Origin of the sequence: Nocardioides zeae, from assembly GCF_010686755.1 — a bacterium.
Classification (GTDB): domain Bacteria; phylum Actinomycetota; class Actinomycetes; order Propionibacteriales; family Nocardioidaceae; genus Nocardioides; species Nocardioides zeae.
The window spans coordinates 62,375-84,330 of sequence record NZ_JAAGXA010000014.1 but is presented as its reverse complement, the minus strand read 5'-3'; the positions used below and the strand labels follow the sequence as shown (position 1 = coordinate 84,330).

The window sequence follows — 21,956 nt, the reverse complement described above, 5'->3', positions numbered from 1 at the left end:
TCGACATCACCCCCACCACCTACACCTGGGACTTCGGCGACGGCACCACCACGACCACCACCACCCCCGGCGCCCCCTACCCCGACCTCGACATCACCCACACCTACACCCGCACCGGCACCTACCCCACCCGCCTCACCACCACCTGGACCGCCGACTTCCGCGTCAACAACGGCCCCTGGCAACGCGTCAACGGCACCGTCGACATGCCCAGCCCCACCACCGACCTCCAGGTACGCGAAGCCACCCCCGTCCTCACCGACTGACTCCCAAAAGGGCCATCTACGACACCGACCCCGGCCTCGGACTTGTCGTCTGCGCCCCTTTCGCGGGGGCTTCGGACGCACAGCGGCGTCCGGCCGCACGAACTGTGCGGCCGGGACACGCCCGGCTCACCCACGGACGCACCAAGGTCCCACTTCCGGCACCCGCCCGAGCCAAGCCGAGCCGAGCCGAGCCAGCCCCGGGCCCGTCGCACGCGTCGTCCAGCAGAGGTCCGAAGCGGCCGCCGCCCCACCCCCACCGAACTGTGCGGCTAGGACACACCCGGCTCACCCACGGACGCACCAAGGTCCCACTTCCGGCACCCGCCCGAGCCAGCCCCGAGCCCGTCGCCCGCGTCGTCCGGCAGAGGTCCGAAGCGGCCGCCGCCCCACCCCCACCGAACTGTGCGGCTAGGACACGCCCGGCTCACCCACGGACGCACCAAGGTCACACTTACGGCACCCGCCCGGCACTCCGCACCGGGCACCGGGCACCGGGCACCGGGCAGCCGCACGCACCAGGCGAAGAGCCTCGGGGGCGCGACCCCGCGCCGTACCGGCCGAGCGCGAGGACTCCGCGCCGTACCGGCAGGCGGGTCAGGAGACGGACACCTCGGCGCCGGCGCCCTCGACGGGCTCCATGCTCTCGGCGATCCGCATGGCCTCCTCGATGAGGGTCTCCACGATCTGGCTCTCGGGGACGGTCTTGATGACCTCGCCCTTGACGAAGATCTGCCCCTTGCCGTTGCCGGAGGCGACGCCGAGGTCGGCCTCGCGGGCCTCGCCGGGCCCGTTGACGACGCACCCCATGACGGCGACGCGCAGCGGCACCTCGAGGCCGTCGAGCCCGGCGGTCACCTGCTCGGCGAGCGTGTAGACGTCGACCTGCGCGCGGCCGCAGCTCGGGCAGGAGACGATCTCGAGACGGCGGGGGCGCAGGTTGAGGGACTCGAGGATCTGCAGGCCGACCTTGACCTCCTCCACCGGCGGGGCGGAGAGGGAGACGCGGATCGTGTCGCCGATGCCCTGGCTGAGCAGTGCACCGAAGGCGGTCGCCGACTTGATGGTGCCCTGGAAGGCCGGGCCGGCCTCGGTCACGCCGAGGTGGAGGGGCCAGTCACCGGCATCGGCAAGGAGCTCGTAGGCCCGCACCATGACGACGGGGTCGTTGTGCTTGACCGAGATCTTGAAGTCGCGGAAGCCGTGCTCCTCGAAGAGCGACGCCTCCCAGACGGCCGACTCGACGAGCGCCTCGGGGGTCGCCTTGCCGTACTTCTCGAGCAGCCGCTTGTCGAGCGAGCCGGCGTTGACGCCGATCCGGATCGAGGTGCCGTGGTCGGTCGCGGCCTGCGCGATCTCCTTGACCTGGTCGTCGAACTTCCGGATGTTGCCGGGGTTGACGCGCACGGCCGCGCACCCGGCCTCGATGGCGGCGAAGACGTACTTCGGCTGGAAGTGGATGTCCGCGATGACGGGGATCTGCGACTTGCGCGCGATCGCGGGCAGCGCGTCGGCGTCGTCCTGGCTCGGGCAGGCGACGCGCACGATGTCGCAGCCCGACGCGGTCAGCTCGGCGATCTGCTGGAGGGTCGCGTTGACGTCGGACGTCAGCGTGGTGGTCATCGACTGCACCGAGATCGGGTGGTCGCTGCCGACGCCGACGGAGCCGACCTGGATCTGGCGGGTGGTGCGGCGCGGGCTGAGCACCGGAGGCGGGACCGCAGGCATGCCCAGGGCGACAGAGCTCATGGCTCGATGCTACGCGGCACTCCCCCGCCCCACCGACTCGGCAAGGTCCGGTGCGCCCCGCTCACGAGTACGGGCTGAGCGGCACCACGAGGTCGCCGACGATGAGCACGATGCCCATCACCAGGATGGCCGAGCCGACGACGTACGCCACCGGCAGCAGCCGCGCGACGTCCACGTAGCCCGGGTCGGGTCGACGCCGCAGGCGGGCGAGCCGCCGGCGGATCCCCTCGTACGCCGCGCCCGCGATGTGTCCACCGTCGAGCGGTAGCAGCGGGATGAAGTTGAACATGCCGATGAAGAAGTTGAAGCCCGCGATGAGCAGGAGCAGGAAGACGACCTTCTCCTGCACCGGGAACTCCTCCAGCGCCGTCGTCTCGCCGGCGATGCGACCGCCGCCCACGATCGACACGGGGCTCTCCGGGTCGCGCTCCTGGAGGCCGACGATGGCCTTGCCCACCCCGAACACCTTGGCGGGCAGCTGCACGAGCGCCTCTGCGGTGCGCACCGTCATGGTGCCCATCTGCTCCAGCGTGTAGATCGGTCCGCCGGTGCCGAGCTCCGTCGTGGGGGTGACCCCGAGGAAGCCGACCTCCGTCGTCGCTGCGGGGTCCGCGTCCTCGTCGTTGCTGGGGCGCGCCGTGACGGTGGTGTTGGTGGTCAGCGTGAGCTCACGGCCGTCGCGCTCGACGACGATCTGCGCCTGCCCGTCGGAGTTGCCGCGGATGAGGTCCTGCATCTGCCGCCAGTCGCTGATCCGGGTGCCGTTGAAGGCGACGATCTCGTCACCGGGCTGCAGCCCCGCGGCCACGGCCGGGGTGACCGGGTCCTCGGCGGTGCACTCGCGACCGGACTCGGCGTACGGCACCACGCACTGCGAGATCGTCCCGACCGTCGTGGTGGTGCGCTGGTCGTCGGGGTTGCCGTACGTCGCGAACACGCCCGCGAAGATTCCGAAGGCGATCGCGATGTTGACGCTCGGGCCCGCCGCCATCACGACGATCTTCTTCCAGGGCCGCATCTTGTAGAACAGCCGGTCGGCGTCCTCCGGGCCGATCGTCTCCCACTCGGCGGCGCGCGCGTCGCTGACGAGCTGGGTGAACATGCCGGTGTTGGACTTGCGGACCCGGTAGACGGGCTCGCCGCCGGGGTCCACGCCCGCCTGCTCCGCCAGGTCGTCGGCGCCGGGCGGCAGCATCCCCACGATCTTGACGTAGCCGCCGAGCGGGATCGCCTTGACGCCGTACTCCGTCTCGCCGACCTGCTTGCTCCAGACGGTCGGACCGAAGCCGACGAAGTACTGCGTCACCTTCCCGCCGAACGCCTTCGCCGGGATCATGTGGCCGAGCTCGTGGAGGGCGATCGAGACCAGGATCGCCACGACGAACACGACGACACCGAGGGTGTAGAGCAGGGCGGCGGTCATGACGGTCCTTCGGGGTGCGGAGCGGGGTCGTGCGGGTCTGCTAGGCCGAGGCCGACCCGAGCAGGGCCCGGGCGGTCTCGCGTGCCCACGCGTCGGCGTCCAGGACGGCGTCGACGGTGAGCGGCTCGATCGAGGGTACGTCGTGGCGCCCGAGAACGCTGGCCACCGTCGGCACGATGTCGACGAACGGCAGGCGACCGGCCAGGAACTCCTCGACGCACACCTCGTTGGCGGCGTTGTAGACCGCCGGGGCGGTGGACCCCGCCGTACCGGCCCGACGGGCCAGGTCGACCGCCGGGAAGGCCTCGTCGTCGAGCGGGTGGAACTCCCAGGTCTCGGGCCGCGACCAGTCGACCGACGGCGCCGCGTCGGGCACGCGGTCGGGCCAGCTGAGGCCCAGCGCGATCGGGATCATCATCGTGGGCGGGCTCGCCTGCACGAGGGTCGAGCCGTCGACGAACTCCACCATCGAGTGCACGACGCTCGTCGGGTGCACGACCACGTCGATGCGCTCGAACGGCAGGCCGAAGAGCAGGTGCGCCTCGATCACCTCGAGCCCCTTGTTGACCAGCGTGGCCGAGTTGACGGTGATGACCGGGCCCATCGCCCACGTCGGGTGCTGCAGCGCCTCGGCGGGGGTGACGTCGGCGAGCTCCGCGCGGGTACGTCCGCGGAACGGCCCACCGGACGCCGTCAGCACCAGGCGGCGCACCTCCTCGGCCCGTCCCCCGCGCAGGCACTGGGCAACCGCGGAGTGCTCCGAGTCCACCGGCACGATCTGACCGGGAGCGGCCGCCCCCACCACGAGCGGGCCGCCGATGATGAGCGACTCCTTGTTGGCCAGGGCCAGCGTCGACCCGGCCTCCAGCGCCGCCAGGGTCGGCCGCAGGCCCACCGCCCCGGTGATCGCGTTGAGCACGACGTCCGCCGCGAGACCGGCGGCCTCGACCGAGGCCTCCTCCCCCAGCCCGGAGTACGCCGGCGCGAACTCCGCGACCTGCTGCTCGAAGAGGTCCGGGTTGGACCCCCCGGCCGTCAGTCCCACGACGCGGTAGCGGTCGGGGTGGCGGCGGGCCAGCTCGAGCGCCTGGGTGCCGACCGATCCGGTGGAGCCCAGCACGACGACGTCGCGGCGGTGGGGCGCGGGGCCGCCGCCCGGGAGGGGTGCGGACGGCGAGGACGAGGTCGTCGAGGTCACGGCCGGAGTGTCGCAGGCCCGCCGCGCGGCGTGACCTCCGGCGTCGGGGATCGTTGACGACCTCAAGCAGATCTCCACGAATCTTCAAGGAATCTGCAAGCATGACGTGGGGGCGGACGGACGCACTGGGGCGCGCCCGTCCGCACCCGCCCCCACCCCTTCCTCCTCCCGGCAGACTGGCGACGACCCAGTCCCGACCCGAGGAGCGACCTTGATCTTCATCACCGCCGTCTTCGACGTGCTGCCCGAGCACGCCGACGACTGGCCCGAGATCTCCCGCGAGTTCACCGAGGCGTGCAACGCCGAGCCCGGCTGCAAGTGGTTCTTCTGGTCGCGCTCGGTGACCGACCCGCACCAGTACGTGCTCGTCGAGGCCTTCGACGACGGCGACGCCGGAGCGGCCCACGTGCAGTCCGACCACTTCAAGGCGGCGCAGGAGAAGCTCCCCCGCTACCTCGCGGCGACCCCGCGCATCGTCAGCCAGGACGTCGACGCCGACGGCTGGTCCGAGCTCGGCGAGATGGCCGTCGACCGGGGCTGATCCGACCTCTGCGTCCGGTAGTCCCTGACGTTCCCGACCGTGAGAACGATCCACGTGGACGGAGACGTCAGGGACTACCCGCGGGACTCAGCGCCCCAGCGTCACCGGACGCCCGCCGAGCAGCCCGCCCAGGCGGCGGCCGACCTGGGTGGCCGCCTCGGGCACCTCGCGGTGCAGCACGGCACGGTTCCCCACGACGTACGCGCACGCCTCGGCGGCCGCCTCGTGGGCGTCGGTCGGTGGCTCGTCGACCTCGTCGGCGCGCGACGCGGGCGCCGGATCGGTGCGCCCGGCCCGCAGCGCCAGCTCCCACGCGACCTCGGTCTCGGGGTCCTGGGGCTCCGGGCCCCGGTAGAGCACCGCCGCGGGGCGGTGCACGTGGCCGGGCCAGGGCACCGCCGACACGACCAGGTGGGGGCGGTGGCGCACCGCCAGGGTCGCCGCCGAGGGAAGGTGTGCGGCCGGGGCCGCCTCGGGCTCGACGGCCGCGTGCACGCGCTCGACCAGCACGGGCACCGCCCGCAGGCGGAGCGCGGCGAGGAAGGCGAGCAGCTCGTCGTACTCGTCCGCCAGCGCCACGAGCACCGACGCCCCGGGCGCCACGCCCAGCGCACGCATCGCACCCGCGAGGGCACCGACCTCCTCCAGCACCGTCGCGTAGTCGACCTCCCGGTCGGGCGTCGAGACGGCCGGCGCCTCCGCGCGGCCGCGGATGACGTGGAGGTCGAGAGCGTCGTACGCGAGGTTCGTCACCCTCCGGAGCCTAGTGGCGCGTCAGGCCGCCCGCGCCGACCGGACGGCGCGGCGCTCGGCGAGCACCTCGCGGTAGTGCCGCACGAGCAGGGCGTTGACCGCCGCCCAGGACCGGCCCTCGACGCTGCGCCGCGCAGCGAGGGCGGCGCGGCGCCGCAGGGGCGCGTTCTCGTGGAGCATCCGCACGTAGGTCGCCATCGCCGCCCCGCTGCCGGGCTCGTAGAGGTAGCCGGCGGTGCCGTCGTCGACCACGTCGATCGGGCCGCCGGCCCGCGGCGCGACGACCGGCACGCCGGAGGCCAGCGCCTCCTGCGCGGCCTGGCAGTAGGTCTCGTGGCGGCCGGTGTGGACGAAGACGTCGAGGCTGGCGTACGCCGCGGCGAGCTCCGCGCCGTGCAGCACCCCGAGGAACGCGGCGTCCGGCAGCAGCCCGCGCAGGCGCTCCTCCTCCGGACCGCCACCGACGATCACCACCCGCACGCCGGGCAGGCGGTCGACGTGCGTGAGCAGCTCGAGCTCCTTCTCGGGAGCGAGGCGACCGACGTACCCGACCAGCAGCTCACCGTTCGGCGCGAGCCGACGGCGCAGCTCGTCGTCACGGCACGCGGGGTCGAACTGCGTGAGGTCGACCCCGCGTGGCCAGCGGCCCAGACCGGGCACCTCCATCTGCTCGAGCTGACGGAGGCTGGCGGTCGAGGGAGCGAGCGTCCGGTCGACGCTCGTGTGGATGCGACGCGTGAGGTAGGACATCGCCCGCGTGCCGCCGGCGATGCCGTAGCGGTCCGCGAACCCGACGAGGTCCGTCTGGTAGATCGCGACCGTGGGGATCCCCAGGTCCGCGGCGGCCCGTGCCGCCTGGTAGCCCAGGGTCGCCGGGGAGGCGATGTGCACGACGTCCGGGCGGAACCGCTCCATCGCGGCCCGCAGGCGACGCTGCGTCTCGAGCCCGATGCGGAAGTCGCGGTAGAACGGCAGGTGGGCGCCGCGACAGATGGTGACGGGGAACCCCGCGTACGTCGCGGGTCCCGTCGGCGCCACCAGCTCGGCCTCGTGGCCCTCGGCCGCGAGGTGCTCCAGCACGCGGCGTACCGAGTTCGTCACCCCGTTCACCTGCGGCAGGAACGACTCGCTGACGACCAGCACCCGCAGGCGGTCCCCGCGGCGCGGGAGGTGCGTGACGGTGCTCGGGCTCGAACGGTGCAGCCGCATGCGGCGGTCCTCCTCCGTCGGGGCACAGTCGTCGTCGCTGTGCGCTCGCTGACGGGTCGGACGCTAGGAGCGGGCCGGAACGGGGCGGGGCGGCGCCGATGGACGCCAGTTGAACCGAGCGGGAATCTCCACCGGACACCGCTGCCTCCGCGTCACGCGGCGTTCACCTGGGCTCGGGGAGCAGGGACGACAGCGCGGTGGTCCGCAGAGCAGACAGGTGCTCAGCGGACCGTCGCGCTGTCCGGCGCTGGGGGGACTACTCGGCTGCGGCGAGCTGGCCGCAGGCCGCGTCGATGTCGTCGCCGCGGGTGTCGCGGATCGTCGTGCTGATGCCCTTGGCCTCGAGCCGACGCACGAACTCGGCGGTGTCGGCGTCGCGCGACCGCGTGAAGCGCGAGCCGGGCACCTCGTTGAGCGGGATGAGATTGACGTGCACCCAGCCCCAGTCGCCCCGCGCGTTGAGCACGTCGGCGAGGAGGTCCGCTCGCCACGCCTGGTCGTTGACGTCGCGCATCATCGCGTACTCCACCGACACGCGACGCTTCGTGCGCCGCGCGAACTCCCAGGCCGCGTCGACCGTCTCCGCTACCGAGTAGCGGGTGTTGATCGGCACGATGTCGTTGCGCAGCTCGTCGTCGGGCGCGTGGAGGCTGAGCGCGAGCGTGACCGGCACGCCCTCCTCGGCCAGCTGCAGGATCCGGGGCACGAGGCCGACCGTGGAGACCGTGACGTTGCGGGCCGAGAGACCGAGCCCCGCGGGCGCCGGATCCGTGAGCCGGTGCACCGCCGCCACGACCGCCTTGTAGTTGGCGAGCGGCTCCCCCATGCCCATGAACACGACGTTGGAGAGACGTCCGGGACCGCCGGCGACCTCGCCGCGGGCCATCGCCCGCGCGCCGTCGACGACCTGGTCGACGATCTCCGCCGCGCTCATGTTGCGCTGGAGGCCGCCCTGGCCGGTGGCGCAGAACGGGCAGGCCATGCCGCAGCCGGCCTGGCTCGAGACGCAGATCGTGGCCCGCTGGGGGTAGCGCATCAGCACCGACTCCACGAGCGCGCCGTCGAAGAGCCGCCAGAGCGTCTTGCGGGTGGTGCCCTTGTCAGCCTCCATCGTGCGCACGGGCGTCAGGAGCCGCGGGAACAGCGCTGCCGCCAGCTCCTCGCGCTGGGCCGCCGGGAGGTCCGTCATCTCCGCCGGGTCGGAGGTCAGGCGCGCGAAGTAGTGGTGCGAGAGCTGCTTGGCCCGGAAGCCCGGCAGGCCGGACTCCTCGAGCAGCGCCTTGCGCCCGGCCTCGTCGAGGTCGGCCAGGTGGCGCGGCGGCTTCGCGCGCCCCCGCGGCGCCTCCATGACGAGGGGCAGGGAGGTGCGCTGGGGCTCGGGCGTGGGGGTGTTCTCGGACATCGCCCCCCGATCATCCCACCGCAGCCACGCCTGCGCCGAAACGCGAGCGACCGCCCCCCGGCGGGGGAGGTCAGCCGGCGCGGAACAGCAGGAACAGGACCACGATCGCGGTGGTCGCGACCACGACGCCGGTCAGGGCGAGCCCGAGCACCATGTAGAGCCCGAACCGCCGCGTCCGCGGCACCGCCACCAGGATCGCCGGCACGGCCAGGAGGAGCAGCACGAACGGGGTCAGCTGCGCCGACGTCTCCGCCTCGAACAGCCAGTCCGTGGCGCTGAAGTAGAGCACCGGGGCGAAGAGCATGCAGACCAGACCGGTGTAGAACCCGCTCAGGGCGACCTTCGTCGACCCCGGCTCCTCGTCCTCGTCCTGGTCCTCGGGCTCCAGCTCGATCGCCTGCTCGGACGCGGGCTCCGGCTCCGGTACGGCGCGGACCGCCGCCACCTCGACCGTCGGGGGCGCGAGGGGCTCGGGCTCGGGCTCCGGCTCGGGCTCCGGCTCGGGCTCCGGCTCGGGCTCCGGGTCAGGCTCGGGCTCCGGGTCAGGCTCCGGCTCGGGCTCCGGCTCCGGCTCGTCGCGCACCGGCTCGAGCGGACCGGTGGCCGTCAGCACCTCGTCCGCGACGGGCTCGGGCGACGCCACGGGCTCGACGGGCTCGACGGGCTCGACCGCCTCGGGCTCCTCGAGGACGAGCGGCGCGACCGGCTCGGGCAGCGCGGCCGGGGCTGCGGGGCCCGCCGGGAGGGCCCGGCGTCCACGACGGGCCCGGTCCGCGGCGTACGCGGCTCCGGCGCCGGCGACGGCGACCGCCACCCACTTGGCTCGCACGGTGCGGCCCCCTCTCGTCGGCGCTCACCTTAGTGGCGGGGCGAGCGGCGGCGGCACGGCGCGCCGGGGGTCAGAAGACCAGGTAGTGCAGCAGCAACCACGTCGGGGCGACGGTGGCGAGCAGCGAGTCCAGCCGGTCCATGAGGCCGCCGTGGCCCGGGATGACCTGGCTCATGTCCTTGATGCCGAGGTCGCGCTTGATGACCGACTCGCAGAGGTCGCCCAGGGTGGCCATGACGACCGTGATGAGGCCGAGGCAGATGCCGACCCACCAGTCGCCGTCGAGGAGGTACTCGACGAGCAGCCATCCGACGACCACGCAGGCGATCGCGGAACCCGCGAAGCCCTCCCACGACTTCTTGGGCGAGATGACGGGGGCCATCGGGTGCTTGCCGAAGAGCACGCCCGCGACGTACCCGCCGATGTCGGACGCGATCGTCACGAGCACGAAGGCGATGACGCCGCGCACCCCGTCGTCGTACCCCTCGAAGCCGGTCGAGCCGCCCTCGGCGAGCAGCAGCGCGACGAACGAGCCGAGGAAGGGGACGTAGATCAGCGCGAAGATCGCGGCCGACGCGTTGCGCACATAGCCGTCCACACCGCGGTGGAGCAGCCACAGCATGATGGCCAGGCCGGTCACCGCCGTCGCGGTGACGAGGGCGGGCGCGCCGAAGAAGTACGCGACGACGACCATCACGACGCCGCCGACCATCAGCGGCTGCTCGGGGAGGTCGATGTCCTTCGCGGCGAAGCCCTGGTGCAGCTCCCACACCGCGACCACGACGGCGATCGCCACGATCACCATGAAGGCCGTCTTGTAGAACGCCAGGGACGCGGCGATGGCACCCAGGAGCACCACCGCGGACGCGACCGCGGCGGGCAGGTTGCGACCTGCCCGCCCGTGGTCCTTCGCGGGGGGGGCTGCCGGGGCGCCGGTGTCGGGAGGAGTCACGCTCACGCTGCGGTTCCGGGCTGCTCAGACCTCGAGCAGCTCGGACTCCTTCGACTTGAGCATGTCGTCGATCGCGTCGACGTGCTTCTTGGTGAGGCCGTCGAGACGCTTCTCGGCTCCGGTGACGTCGTCCTTGCCGACCTCGCCGTCCTTCTCGAGGCGCTCGAGGTTCTGCTTCGCGGTGCGTCGCAGGTTGCGGACCGCGACGCGACCCTCCTCGGCCTTCGTGCGGGCGACTTTGATGAACTCCTTGCGGCGCTCCTCGGTCAGCTCGGGGAACACGCAGCGCAGCACCTTGCCGTCGTTGGACGGGTTGACGCCGAGGTCGGAGTCGCGGATCGCCTTCTCGATGGCGTTCATCGCCCCCACGTCGTAGGGCGAGATGAGGATGATCCGGGCCTCGGGGGCGGTGAACGACGCGAGCTGCTGGAGCGGCGTCGGGGAGCCGTAGTAGTCGACGACGATCTTGTTGAACATGCTCGGGTGGGCGCGGCCCGCGCGGATCGCGGCGAACTCCTCGCGGGTCGCCTCGACCGACTTGTCCATCTTGCCGTCGGCCTCGTTCAGGACCTCGTTGATCACTGCTTGCTCCTCATCGATCTGCGCGCGTCGCTCGTCGGGCTGACGCCCAGCGACTCTGGTCTACGTTCGGCTCCCACCGCAACCGGGCCGTGGCCGGTCGGAGTGGACTCGGCTCAGCTCTCGGCGCTGACGAGCGTCCCGATCTTCTCACCCTGCACGACGCGCAGGATGTTGCCCTGCGGCTGCATGCCGAACACGACCATCGGCAGCTTGTTCTCCCCGCACAGGGCGAACGCCGTCTGGTCCATGATCCGCAGGCCCTGGCTGATCGCCTCGTCGTAGGTCACCTGGTCGAGCTTGACCGCGTCGGGGTCGATGCGCGGGTCGGCGGAGTAGACGCCGTCCACCCCGTTCTTCGCCACGAGCACGGCGTCGCACTTGTTCTCCAGCGCACGCTGCACGGCGACGGTGTCCGTCGAGAAGAACGGCATGCCCATGCCGGCGCCGAAGATGACGACGCGGCCCTTCTCCATGTGGCGGATCGCGCGGCGCGGGATGTAGGGCTCGGCGACCTGACCCATCGTGATCGCGGTCTGCACGCGCGTGTCGACGCCGAGCTTCTCGAGGAAGTCCTGCAGGGCCAGGCAGTTCATGACGATGCCGAGCATGCCCATGTAGTCGGCGCGCGAGCGGTCCATGCCCCGCTGCTGCAGCTCCGCCCCGCGGAAGAAGTTGCCGCCGCCCGTGACGACGGCGACCTGCACGCCGGCCTCGACGACGGAGGCGATCTCGGCGGCGATCTCCGACACGACGTCGGGATCGACGCCGACGCTCCCTCCTCCGAAGACCTCACCGGAGAGCTTGAGGAGGACGCGGCGGTATGCGGGCACGGGGTTCCTTTCGGTACGGCGCTGCGGCGGGTGGGCGCGGGCGGCTCGGTCAGGCGGTGGGTGGGTCCGCGACGACGCGGTCGGCATCGGTGCGGCGGTGACCCGGGCACGACGAAGGCCGGTCCGCGTGACGGCGTGGAGCTCTGCACGTCATGCGGACCGGCCTCCTCGTGTGGCGGTGGATCGCGAGGACCACTGCCGGGGTCAGTGCTGCCGGTGGACAGCGGGCCTCACCTTACTGGCCCGCGTGCCCGGAGGGGACACCTCCGATCAGGCGCCGGCCTCGAAGCGCGCGAAGCGCGTCACGGTGGTGCCGGCGGCGTCGAGGATCTGCTTCACGGACTTCTTGTTCTCCGTGACCGAGGGCTGCTCGAGCAGCACGACGTCCTTGAAGAACGCGTTGAGGCGACCCTCGGCGATCTTCGCGGCGACCTGCTCGGGCTTGCCCTCCTCCTGGGCCTGAGCCTGGGCGATCTCGCGCTCCTTGGCGACCACGTCGGCGGGCACGTCGTCGCGCGTGAGGAACTGCGGGCGCATCGCGGCGGCCTGCATGGCGGCGCCGCGAGCGGCCTCGGCGTCGCCCGAGTACTCGACGATGACGCCCACGGCGGGCGGCAGGTCGGCGGAGCGGCGGTGCAGGTAGACGACCGTGTCGCCCTCGAACACGGCGACCTGGCCGAGCTCGATCTTCTCGCCGATCTTGACCGCGAGGCCCTCGACGACCGAGCCGACGGTGCCGTCGCCGAGCGGGACGGCCTTGAGCGCCTCGGCGTCGGCCGGCTTGGCCTCCGCGGCGGCGTCCGCGATCTGCTGGGCGACGGCGACGAACTCGTCGCTCTTCGCGACGAAGTCGGTCTCGCTCTTGAGCTCGACGAGCGCGTTGCCCGACGAGGCGACGAGGCCGGCGGAGGTCTCGCGCTCGGCGCCGCGCGCGGCGGCCTTGGCGGCGCCCTTCACGCGGAGGAGCTCGACGGCCTTGTCGAAGTCGCCGTCGGTCTCGGTCAGTGCCTTCTTGCAGTCCATCATGCCCGCGGCGGTGAGCTCGCGGAGCTTCTTGACGTCAGCGGCAGAGAAGCTGGCCATGGTGTCTTCTTCCTCTGGCTTCGGGGGTGGGGGGTGGCGCTACGTCGCGCCGGGCCCGCGGAACGGCGTCCACGAGCCCGGCGCGACGTCGGTGCTGGTCAGGTCGAGCTGAGGCTCAGGCCTCGGCGGGGGCCTCGGCGGGGGCCTCGGTCGCCTCCGCCGGAGCGGCCTCGGTCTCGACGGCCTCGACGGCGGCGTCGGCCTGAGCGGCCTCGGACGCGGCACCCGTGGCCTCGGCGGCCGGCGTGTCGCCCGCCTCGCCACCGGTCGCGGCGACGGCGGCCTGCTCGGCGTCACCCGTCAGGAGCTCACGCTCCCACGCGGCCAGGGGCTCCTCGGCGGTCGCGCCGGCCTTGCCGCCCGAGCGCTCGATGAGGCCCTCGGCGACCGCGTCGGCAACGACGCGCGTCAGCAGGCCGACGGCGCGGATCGCGTCGTCGTTGCCCGGGATCGGGAAGTCGACCTCGTCGGGGTCGCAGTTGGAGTCGAGGATGCCGATGATCGGGATGCGCAGCTTGCGCGCCTCCTCGACCGCCAGGTGCTCCTTGTTGGTGTCGACGATCCACACGGCGGAGGGCGTGCGGCTCATCTCGCGGATGCCGCCCAGCGTCTTGTCGAGCTTGTCGCGCTCGCGCTTGAGCTGCAGCAGCTCCTTCTTGGTGCGGCCCGAGCCGGCGACGTTGTCGAAGTCGAGCTCGTCGAGCTCCTTGAGGCGGTTGATCCGCTGGTGCACCGTCTGGAAGTTGGTGAGCATGCCACCGAGCCAGCGCTGGTTGACGTAGGGCTGGCCGACGCGCGTGGCCTGCTCCGCGATGGCCTCCTGCGCCTGCTTCTTCGTGCCGACGAAGAGGATCGTGCCGCCCTTGGCGACCGTCTCCTTGACGAACGCGTAGGAGCGGTCGATGTAGGCCAGCGACTGCTGGAGGTCGATGATGTAGATGCCGTTGCGGTCCGTGAGGATGAACCGCTTCATCTTCGGGTTCCAGCGACGGGTCTGGTGTCCGAAGTGGACGCCGCTCTCGAGGAGCTGGCGCATGGTCACGACTGCCATGATGTTCTTCTCTTCTCCCGGAGGCGCACCCGTTGCGTCCGCCCTTGGCACGACGCGGACGTCGTGAGGCGCGGACCGGGAGCGGAGCTCCTGATCGTTCCCAGTTGTCACGACCGGCGGTCGCCGGTCGTCCTGGTGCTCGCACGCGACCGGACCCGGTGGACACCGGGACTGAAGGTCGCGCCCCCGGGCGGTCACCGTGCACCGCCGGAGCGGTGCGCGATGTCGCGGTCAGCGAGCACGCGTAGTCAACCCATACAGCGGGCTGCGGCGGCCAGCCTAGACCCGCGCCCGCGTCGTACGCCAATCGTCCACAGCCCGCCCCTCCCGCCGCGTCCTCCACAGCTCGCGCAGCACGACCCTCGCGACCGGCGCCGGGCCAGCACGATGCCTCCATGCCCCGCCGTCGCCGCCACCTCCTGCCTGCCCTCGCCCTCGCCGGCCTGCTGCTCCCCGGTGCGGCCGCCCACGCTGCCGACGACCCGGTTGGCGGGTGGCCGCTGCGTCCGGAACCGACCGTCGTGACGCGCTTCGACCCGCCGACGAACCCGTACGGCGCGGGTCATCGCGGCGTGGACCTCCTGGGCAGTGCGGGCCAGGTCGTCCACGCCGCGCTGCCCGGGACCGTCACGTTCGCGGGGCGGATCGCCGGGCGGGGCGTCGTGGTGGTGGGCCACGGGGCGACCCGCACGACCTACGAGCCCGTGGCGGCGTCGGTCACCGTCGGGGACACGGTCGCGGGCGGCGGCACGATCGGCACGTTGGAGCCGGCCGGGTCGCACTGCGCGCCCCGCGCCTGCCTGCACTGGGGCTGGTTGGAGGGCGAGACCTACCTCGACCCGCTCCGCCTCGTCGGGGCCGGCCCGGTGCGCCTCGTGCCCCTGGACGGCCTGCCGAGCGGCACCGTCCCCCGTGCGGCGCGCCCCTCCCCCCGGCTGCCCGTCCCCGCTCCGGCGACGCCTGCACCGCCGACGCCCGCGGACGGCGCGTCCGAGGTGCGCGCCGGGGCGGGTCACGCCGGACTGCGGGCAGTCTGATGCCCCTGCCCCGCCCGGCCTCGTCCCTCGCGACGTCATGCGGCGCGGTGCCCCGGCCGACCGGCCCGCATGACGTCCCACGGGGCCTTGCCACCGCCCGGCCACCGCCCGGCCACCGCCCGCCCTCGTCCCTCGGGACGTCATGCGAACCGCCGGCCGGAACCACCACGTCGCATGACGTCCCGGGACGCAACCGGGCGGGGGCAGGGGCCGCAAGAGACATCGGACGGGGAAAGGGGCACGAACGACACCCGGATCCGGCTCCGGCCCGTCGTTCGTGCCCCTTCCTGCCTGGCTGACCTACGTCAACCCGTGTCGCTCCCCGGTCGCGGAGCGAGGCGCCACCCCGAACCGCTCTGCTCGACGAACCCGTCGGCGTCGAGCTCGGCGATGTCACGCTGCGCGTCGGCCGAGGTGACGCCCGCGGCCCGGGCGATGGAGGCCACCGTCGCGCCGCGGTGGACCGGGACGGCGTCGAGCACCTGCTGCTGCCGACCGGTCAGGCGGTCGCGGGGGCGTGCCGGACCCCGGGGTACGACGAGGAGGTGCTCCCCCGGCGCCCCGACGGCCTCGAGGACCTCGGCGCCCTTGGTCACCAGCAACGCGGCGCGCGACCGGATCAGCTCGTGCACACCCTGGGAGAGCCCGCTGGTGACCGGACCCGGGAGGCCCATGACCACGCGCCCGACCGACTCCGCCCAGCTGGCCGTGTTGAGCGCACCGCTGCGCAGCGCCGCCTCGATGACGACCGTGCCCCGGCACAGGGCTGCGATGAGCCGGTTGCGGGCCAGGAAGCGGATGCGGGTCGGCGCCTGGCCGGGCGCCGCCTCCGAGACGATCGCTCCGTGGTCGCCGATCAGGTCGATCAGGGCGGCGTGCGCGGCCGGGTAGGCCTTGTCGACCCCGCTGGCCAGCACCGCGATCGTCGGACCACCGGCTCCGAGCGCACCCCGGTGAGCGGCCTGGTCGACGCCGAAGGCGGCTCCGGACACGACGCACAGACCCGCGACTGCGACCTCGGAGGCGATGTCGTGGGCCGCGCGTCCGCCGTACGTGGTCGCAGCACGCGATCCGACGATCGCAACCGAGCGCCCCACCTGGTCGAGGCGGAGCGGTCCCCGCACCCACAGACCGACCGGCACCTCGCCGCGGCGATGGAGGGCGGGCAGCCCGGCGAGGTCGTCGAGCGCCGTCGGCCACTCCTCGTCCCCCGGCACCACGAAGCGGGCACCCTGACGCATCGCCAGCTCCAGACGACGCCCGGGCTCGACCCCGTCGACCCGCGCCGCCACCCCGGACAGGGCACGATCGACGCGCCGGGGGTTCCGCTGCACCTCGCACACGGCCTCGTACACGGCCTCCGGGCCGACGCGGCGCACCATCTCCAGCAGACGCGCGTCGCCCGGTTCGCCGATGTGGCTGAGCGCGACGCGGGCCAACCGCTCGCGGTCGTCGACGCTCATCCGGCACGCTCCACGAGCTCGAACGGAAGGGGAAGGCCGAGGCGCAGCGCGAGGGCCACGGTCACGTCCTGGGGCCGGGGCGCCGGGGCACCGGCGAGGTCGGCGACGGTCCAGGCCAGGCGGTGCACCCGCGTCGCCCCGCGCCGAGTCAGGAGCCCGTCGTCGACGTGGGCCTCCACCTGCTCGACGCTCGCCCCGTCCAGCGGCCACCGGGCGCGCAGGGCGGACCCGGGGGCGTGGCCGTTGAGGCGCCAGCTGGCGCCGACGTACCGCTCCGCCTGGAGGCGGCGCGCCGCCGTCACCCGTGCTCGCGCCTGGGCGCTGGTGGTCACCGCCCCGAGCGCCGGGCCGCCTCCCCGTGGTGGCGGGCGCACGTCGCGCACGATGTCGACGCGGTCGGCGACGGGGCCCTCGAGCTTCTCCTGGTAGGTCCGCAGCTTCACCGAGGGGCACGTGCAGGCACCCGTGCCCGAGTCACGCTCCCCGCAGGGGCAGGGGTTGGCGGCGAGGACCACCATCGCGCGCGCCGGGAAGGTCGCGGTCTCCTCCCCGCGCGCGATCGTCACCTCGCCGCTCTCCAGCGGCTCCCGCAGTCCCTGCGCCACGGTGCTGGAGAACAGCGGGAACTCGTCGAGGAACAGCACGCCGCTGTGGGCCCGGCTCACCGCGCCGGGACGGGCGCGTCCGCTGCCGCCGCCGAGGATGCTGGCCTGGCTCGCCCCGTGGTGGGGCGCCAGGTAGGGCGGACGGCTGATCAACGTGGTCGTCGCCGGCCCACCGGCCAGCGAGTGGATCGCGGTCAGCTCGAGCGCCTCCTCGTGGTCGAGGTCCGGCAGGATCGACGGGATCCGCTCGGCGAGCGTCGTCTTCCCGGAACCCTTCGGCCCGCGCAGCAGGAGGTGGTGACCACCCGCGGCGGCGACCTCCGCGGCGTACACCGCCTCCCCGATCCCGACGAGGTCGGCGAGGTCGCCCTCCTCCAGGCGCTCCTGGCCGCGCCACGAGAGCAGCCTGCTGCCGGACTCGGCCACGACCGGTGGCGCCTCGGGCACCTCGACGCCGCGGAGCTCGGCCACGACCTGGGCCAGCGACCGCATGCCGAACACCGCGACGTCCGGCACGAGCGCCGCCTCGGCGGCCTGCGGCTCGGGCACGAACACACGACGGATCCCGTGGCTGGCGGCGGCCAGCACCATGGGCAGCACCCCGGGCACCGGGCGCAGCGCCCCGGCGAGCGTGAGCTCCCCGAGGAACAGCGCGTCGTCGGTCGGGATCGGCGGGTCCTTGCGCGGGTCGACGGCGGCGGCCAGCACGGCGACGGCGATGGCGAGGTCGAAGTGCGTGCCCCGTTTCGGCAGGTCGGCGGGCGAGAGCAGGATCGTCGTGCGACGGGTCGTGGGCCAGGCGAAGCCCGAGTTCGACACGGCCATCCGGCAGCGGTCCCGGGCTTCGCTGATCGCCGCGTCGGGACGGCCCACCATGATCGTGGCGACCATGCCGGGCGAGACGTCGACCTGCACGTCGATGAGGTGGCCGGTAGCGCCCTGGAGCGCGATGGTGCGGGAGGTGGCGACCGCCATCAGGCGGCCCTGCGGTGAGGAGTCATGGATCGATCCTCGGAGCGCGGACGGCCCCGTGGGTCGGCCCGGACCGCTGCTGTGGAGAACCCGGCCCGGCGGGCCGGCTGGGGACGGGGAGCGGGCTACCCGATGCCCGCGACGTGCTCGACCTCGGCCGGCCCGGTGCGCGGGCAGAGCACCCCGACCATGTCGATGCGCACGTGCTCGACCCGCAGGCGGTGCTCGGTCATCCAGCGCGCGCCGAGGCGACGGAGGCGCCCGAGCTTGGCAGGCGTGACGGCCTCGAACGGGGAGCCGTACGCCGCCGAGCTCCGCGTCTTCACCTCGCACACCACCAGCACGTCGCCGTCACGGAGCACGAGGTCGAGCTCACCGGCCTCGCAGCGCCAGTTGCGGTCGAGCAGCACCATGCCGGCGGCGACGAGGTGGCGCGCGGCGAGCTCCTCGCCGTGGGCGCCGAGGGCGAGGCGGTGATGGGTCACCGCTCCACCGTGGGCCGTCGGCGTCCGGGCGGCCACCGGCACCGGGGCGTCTGTGGACAGGCGCGGCTCAGGCCGACGCTGGGGACGGTCCCCGGGCTGTCACTGCCGCAGGCGCGGCGCCCGGCAGGTCGGCTCCCGGACCGCGAAGACGTCGGCTCCGCCCAGCTGGACGCCGAGGAGCTCGGCCAGCGGCAGCACCAAGGCGTTCTGCAACGTCGTCACCAGGGGCGTCAGCACGGATCCGGTCAGTGACGACAGCACCGGGTTGACGACCGAGCTGAACAGCGGTGCCGTGTTGAGCACGCGCTGCGTGCGGTACTGCCCACCGATGCCGAGCAGACCCGGATCCCAGTAGCGCAGGTCGAGGGTGGTCGCCGACGTGACCGACACGGACGGCACCGTGAGAAGCACACCGGACCCGGAACCCTGTGGGATCTCGTAGCTGCCCGGCAGCTTGAGGGGGATCTCCTTGTCGAACCCGCCGGCCGTCGCGTGACCGGCGATCGACACCGGGGCATCGAGCTCGAGCGACGGCGGCCGGAGCAGGCTGCCGAGACCCAGCAGGTTCAGGATCGGCGTGATGAGCGAGTCCCCGAGCGGCACCCCGATCGACGCCCGCAACCGCGTGGAGGCGTTGAGGCTGATCGCGCCCACCAGGGCGGACCGCACCCGCACGCGCACCGTGTCCGGACCGGTCGGGTTGCACTGCACCCCGAGCAGCGTGGCGACCGCCTTGCCGAGGTCGATCGAGAGGCTGAGGTCCGTCGCGTCCATGCTCACGCTGGATCCCAGGGCGCTGATCGTGCGACCCTCCACCCGCGCCGTGAGGTCGAGCCGCACCTGCGCGGTCTCCGCCGAGTCGTTGACGCCGAGGCATGCCCCCTGCGTCGGCTCGACGATGGTGAGCCTCGTGGACGTCACCACGGCGCCGGGCAGGTTGATCCCCAGGTTGGGCACGTTCACGGTGCGCCCGTCGTTGACGAGGTACGCCGCGCCCGTGATGAGGTCGAGCACGTTGAGGCTGGCGGCCAGTGCGGCCTGCGGGGTGCCCTGCACGCCGAGGAGGTCCGCCACGGAGATCGTCGGTGTCCCCACCGTCGCGGCCAACGCCCGCAGCACGTCGGCCTGGACGCCCTTGCCCTGGCGGTCCAGCACCGTCGCCGAGGCGATGAAGAGGTCCGCGACCCGCACCGCGGGCAGGTCGAGCAGCTCGTCGACGGTGCCGACACCGAGCCCGGGCACCTGCACGAGGTCGAGCAGGGACACGTTCGCACCCGCCAGGCCCTGGTAGGAGACCGCGGTGAGGTTGACGGCGCTGCCGAACAGCGCGCTGAGGAGGGGGTTGAGCAGAGCGCTCTGCGCCGTGTCGAGCGAGGCGAGGAACGACCCGATCCGGATGCACGCCGACTGGTCGGACGTGGACACGGCGCTCCGCGTCACGTCGCCCCGCCCGCCGGTGAAGAGGTAGCCCACCGAACCGACCGCCGTCACCTTCACCGCCGTCGCCACCACGCTCCCACCGATCGACTGGAACGACCCCGTGGCGTCGAGCCGGCCCAGCTCGTAGGAGTAGTCGTCGGGCTCGGCGCCGAGGCCGTCGTCGTTGCGGTCCACGCTCGCCGCGAAGGCACGGTCGAGCGCGGCGCCCGAGTACGCGCTCTTGGCCCGGCCGTCGAGCTCGCGGGCCATGTCGAGGGACACCAGGTCGGCGATCGCCTGGGCGTCCCGTCGGGCGACGCGCTGCATCCCGAGGTCGACCGCGAACGCGGTGATGATCATGAGCAGGGCGAGGCTGAGCGCGACGAACAGGGCGACCGCACCGCGCTCGTCCCGCGACGTACGCCCTGCCGGCCCGGACGGGCCGAGCAGCAGCCGCCGCAGCATCAGCTCGTCCTCGCCGAGGCGGCGTAGCTGAGCGTGTCGGGCATGACCGCGCCGACGAGCGGGAGCGGGATGAGCGGGTGGCCGTCGTAGTCGTAGGACAGGCTGACCTGGAAGCAGCTGGTCCCGGCGGCGCACCCCGCCGGCGCCGGGTCGAACGTGCAGGTCATGCCGGCGTCGGAGCACGAGACGCCGTACGCCCGCAGGGCCTCCTCGACGGCCGCGCGGGCGTTGCCCTCACGCTTCGAGGAATCGATCGACACCGCCGCCGCACGGGCGCCCTCGGCGGCGGCCTGGCTCATGGAGCCGCGGAAGCTCAGCATGTAGCCGTAGGCGATGATCCCGAACAGCAGCAGGAGCAGCAGCGGGAGCACGAGGGCGAACTCGACCGCCGCCGCGCCGCGCTCCCCTCGCGCCGCGCTCCGCGCCCGGAGCCGGGCCACCACAGCCGCTACCACCATCGCCGTACCTCGACCTGATCACGGGGACGCAGTTGTCCCCTCCCGCAGGTCAGGCTAGGACCGTCACGGCGCCTTGTCCGCGGAGTCGCAGAACAAACCTCTGGAAAGCCGCAAGATTTTGCCAGCCTTCTTGAGGAAGCGCCGCTCAGCCCTTCGGGGGCTCGAAGTCGTCGGGAGCCAGCTCCTCGACGTTGACGTCCTTGAAGGTCAGCACGCGCACGTTGCGGGCGAAGCGCGCCGGCCGATACATGTCCCACACCCAAGCGTCCGACATCGTCACGTCGAAGAACACCTCGCCGTGCTCCGACTTCGACCGCACGTCCACCTTGTTGCAGAGGTAGAACCGGCGGTCGGTCTCCACCACGAACTTGAAGATCTTCACGACGTCGCGGTACTCGCGGTAGAGCTTGAGCTCCATCTCGGCCTCGTACTTCTCGAGGTCTTCGGTGCTCATCGAGGCTCCTTCACGCGGGGACGGACGGGATCACGCCGGCGGCGCCGGGCGCGCCGGGGGCGACTCTAGCGAGCGGGCGGCAGCCGCGCGCCGCACATTGACGAAGCACCACCGGTGGAGGACGGAGGGCCCGTGGGCGGTCAGCCGCTCCTCGTGGAGCGGCGTGATGTATCCCTTGTGGACGTCGAACCGGTAGGCGGGGTGCTCCTCGTGGTGCGCCGTCATGATGCGGTCCCGCGTGACCTTGGCGATCACGGAGGCCGCGGCGACACAGCCGGCGACCCGGTCGCCCTTCCACACGGCCAGGCTCGGGGCGCGCAGCCCGTCGACCGCGAACCCGTCGCTCAGCACGTACGACGGGGCGATCGTCAGGCGCGCCACCGCCCGTCGCAGCGCCTCCACGTTCGCGACGTGCATCCCCATCCGGTCGCAGTCCCCGGGCTCGACCACCACCACGCTCCAGGCGAGCGCGCGGCGCAGCACCTCGTCGTACGCGCGCTCGCGCGCCCGAGCGGTCAGGAGCTTGGAGTCCGCCAGCCCCGGTACGACGCCGGACCGGCCCTCGGGCAGGATCGCGGCGGCAGCGACGAGCGGCCCGGCGCAGGCACCGCGGCCGGCCTCGTCGACGCCCGCCACCGGGCCGAGCCCGTGCCTCCGCAGGGCGCGCTCGTAGCCGTAGAGCCCGGCGTCCCGACGGATCGTGACACCGCGGGGACGCGCGGTCACGCGGCGG

At 73.1% G+C, this 21,956-nt stretch carries 22 protein-coding genes; 3 read left to right on the top strand and 19 right to left on the bottom strand.

The features are described 5' to 3' along the window. Positions 1-266: PKD domain-containing protein (locus G3T38_RS17670; RefSeq protein WP_163773729.1), on the top strand; the 266-nt coding region annotated here is incomplete at its 5' end. Between the two features lie 594 nt (positions 267-860). Here the strand turns inward: G3T38_RS17670 and ispG are convergent. The 3 genes from ispG to G3T38_RS17655 all read right to left on the bottom strand — a co-directional run bounded on the left by ispG (position 861) and on the right by G3T38_RS17655 (position 4,555). After that, positions 861-2,012: a flavodoxin-dependent (E)-4-hydroxy-3-methylbut-2-enyl-diphosphate synthase gene (ispG, locus tag G3T38_RS17665; protein ID WP_163773727.1), complete on the bottom strand. Its 1,152-nt coding sequence runs from the start codon at positions 2,010-2,012 to the stop codon at positions 861-863. A 61-nt stretch (positions 2,013-2,073) separates the two neighbouring features. Then, positions 2,074-3,435 carry a M50 family metallopeptidase gene (locus G3T38_RS17660; protein WP_163773725.1) on the bottom strand — a complete coding sequence of 454 codons (1,362 nt, stop codon included), beginning with the start codon at positions 3,433-3,435 and terminating at the stop codon, positions 2,074-2,076. A 40-nt stretch (positions 3,436-3,475) separates the two neighbouring features. After that, complete coding sequence (locus G3T38_RS17655) at positions 3,476-4,555, bottom strand: 1-deoxy-D-xylulose-5-phosphate reductoisomerase (protein ID WP_338037745.1); 1,080 nt, start codon at positions 4,553-4,555, stop codon at positions 3,476-3,478. Between the two features lie 289 nt (positions 4,556-4,844). On the opposite strand from G3T38_RS17655, the gene G3T38_RS17650 reads away from it, so the two are divergent. Further along, entirely contained in the window at positions 4,845-5,174 is a 330-nt protein-coding gene (locus G3T38_RS17650; RefSeq protein ID WP_163773721.1) for a putative quinol monooxygenase, read from the top strand. Between the two features lie 87 nt (positions 5,175-5,261). Here the strand turns inward: G3T38_RS17650 and G3T38_RS17645 are convergent, their stop codons facing one another. The 9 genes from G3T38_RS17645 to rpsB form a co-directional block, all read right to left on the bottom strand. Next, complete coding sequence (locus G3T38_RS17645) at positions 5,262-5,927, bottom strand: AMP-binding protein (protein WP_163773719.1); 666 nt, start codon at positions 5,925-5,927, stop codon at positions 5,262-5,264. A 21-nt stretch (positions 5,928-5,948) separates the two neighbouring features. Beyond that, complete coding sequence (locus tag G3T38_RS17640; RefSeq protein WP_163773718.1) at positions 5,949-7,136, bottom strand: glycosyltransferase family 4 protein; 1,188 nt, start codon at positions 7,134-7,136, stop codon at positions 5,949-5,951. Between the two features lie 256 nt (positions 7,137-7,392). Further along, positions 7,393-8,538, bottom strand: coding sequence for a dual-specificity RNA methyltransferase RlmN (gene rlmN, locus G3T38_RS17635; protein ID WP_163773716.1), 1,146 nt, complete (start codon positions 8,536-8,538; stop codon positions 7,393-7,395). Between the two features lie 70 nt (positions 8,539-8,608). After that, positions 8,609-9,367, bottom strand: a complete 759-nt coding sequence (locus tag G3T38_RS21225; protein ID WP_206675918.1) for a hypothetical protein — start codon at positions 9,365-9,367, stop codon at positions 8,609-8,611. A gap of 70 nt (positions 9,368-9,437) precedes the next feature. After that, positions 9,438-10,325, bottom strand: a complete 888-nt coding sequence (locus tag G3T38_RS17625; RefSeq protein WP_163773714.1) for a phosphatidate cytidylyltransferase — start codon at positions 10,323-10,325, stop codon at positions 9,438-9,440. A gap of 18 nt (positions 10,326-10,343) precedes the next feature. Further along, a complete protein-coding gene (frr, locus tag G3T38_RS17620) occupies positions 10,344-10,898 on the bottom strand; it encodes a ribosome recycling factor (RefSeq protein WP_338037744.1) in 555 nt (184 codons plus the stop codon). 116 nt (positions 10,899-11,014) lie between these two features. Further along, positions 11,015-11,731, bottom strand: a complete 717-nt coding sequence (pyrH, locus tag G3T38_RS17615; RefSeq protein WP_338037743.1) for a UMP kinase — start codon at positions 11,729-11,731, stop codon at positions 11,015-11,017. Between the two features lie 270 nt (positions 11,732-12,001). Continuing rightward, positions 12,002-12,814, bottom strand: a complete 813-nt coding sequence (gene tsf, locus G3T38_RS17610; RefSeq protein WP_163773708.1) for a translation elongation factor Ts — start codon at positions 12,812-12,814, stop codon at positions 12,002-12,004. A gap of 115 nt (positions 12,815-12,929) precedes the next feature. Next, positions 12,930-13,865, bottom strand: a complete 936-nt coding sequence (gene rpsB, locus G3T38_RS17605) for a 30S ribosomal protein S2 (protein WP_163773706.1) — start codon at positions 13,863-13,865, stop codon at positions 12,930-12,932. A 395-nt stretch (positions 13,866-14,260) separates the two neighbouring features. On the opposite strand from rpsB, the gene G3T38_RS17600 reads away from it, so the two are divergent. Continuing rightward, entirely contained in the window at positions 14,261-14,902 is a 642-nt protein-coding gene (locus G3T38_RS17600; RefSeq protein ID WP_163773704.1) for a M23 family metallopeptidase, read from the top strand. Positions 14,903-15,207: 305 nt separating this feature from the next. Here G3T38_RS17600 and dprA read toward each other — a convergent pair whose 3' ends face one another. The 7 genes from dprA to G3T38_RS17565 form a co-directional block, all read right to left on the bottom strand. Then, positions 15,208-16,365: a DNA-processing protein DprA gene (gene dprA / locus G3T38_RS17595; protein WP_163773702.1), complete on the bottom strand. Its 1,158-nt coding sequence runs from the start codon at positions 16,363-16,365 to the stop codon at positions 15,208-15,210. Beyond that, entirely contained in the window at positions 16,362-17,945 is a 1,584-nt protein-coding gene (locus G3T38_RS17590; protein ID WP_163773700.1) for a YifB family Mg chelatase-like AAA ATPase, read from the bottom strand. Before G3T38_RS17590 ends, dprA begins: the two co-directional genes overlap by 4 nt. A 122-nt stretch (positions 17,946-18,067) precedes the next feature. Then, entirely contained in the window at positions 18,068-18,427 is a 360-nt protein-coding gene (locus G3T38_RS17585; protein ID WP_163773699.1) for a YraN family protein, read from the bottom strand. Positions 18,428-18,526: 99 nt separating this feature from the next. Continuing rightward, complete coding sequence (locus tag G3T38_RS17580; RefSeq protein ID WP_163773696.1) at positions 18,527-20,311, bottom strand: pilus assembly protein TadG-related protein; 1,785 nt, start codon at positions 20,309-20,311, stop codon at positions 18,527-18,529. Then, a complete protein-coding gene (locus G3T38_RS17575) occupies positions 20,311-20,769 on the bottom strand; it encodes a TadE/TadG family type IV pilus assembly protein (RefSeq protein ID WP_163773694.1) in 459 nt (152 codons plus the stop codon). The genes G3T38_RS17580 and G3T38_RS17575 overlap by 1 nt, the downstream gene beginning before the upstream one ends. A 145-nt stretch (positions 20,770-20,914) precedes the next feature. Beyond that, positions 20,915-21,223, bottom strand: a complete 309-nt coding sequence (locus G3T38_RS17570; RefSeq protein ID WP_163773692.1) for a DUF2469 domain-containing protein — start codon at positions 21,221-21,223, stop codon at positions 20,915-20,917. Positions 21,224-21,253: 30 nt separating this feature from the next. Beyond that, positions 21,254-21,949, bottom strand: a complete 696-nt coding sequence (locus G3T38_RS17565; protein ID WP_163773690.1) for a ribonuclease HII — start codon at positions 21,947-21,949, stop codon at positions 21,254-21,256. Between the last annotated feature and the right edge of the window lie 7 nt (positions 21,950-21,956).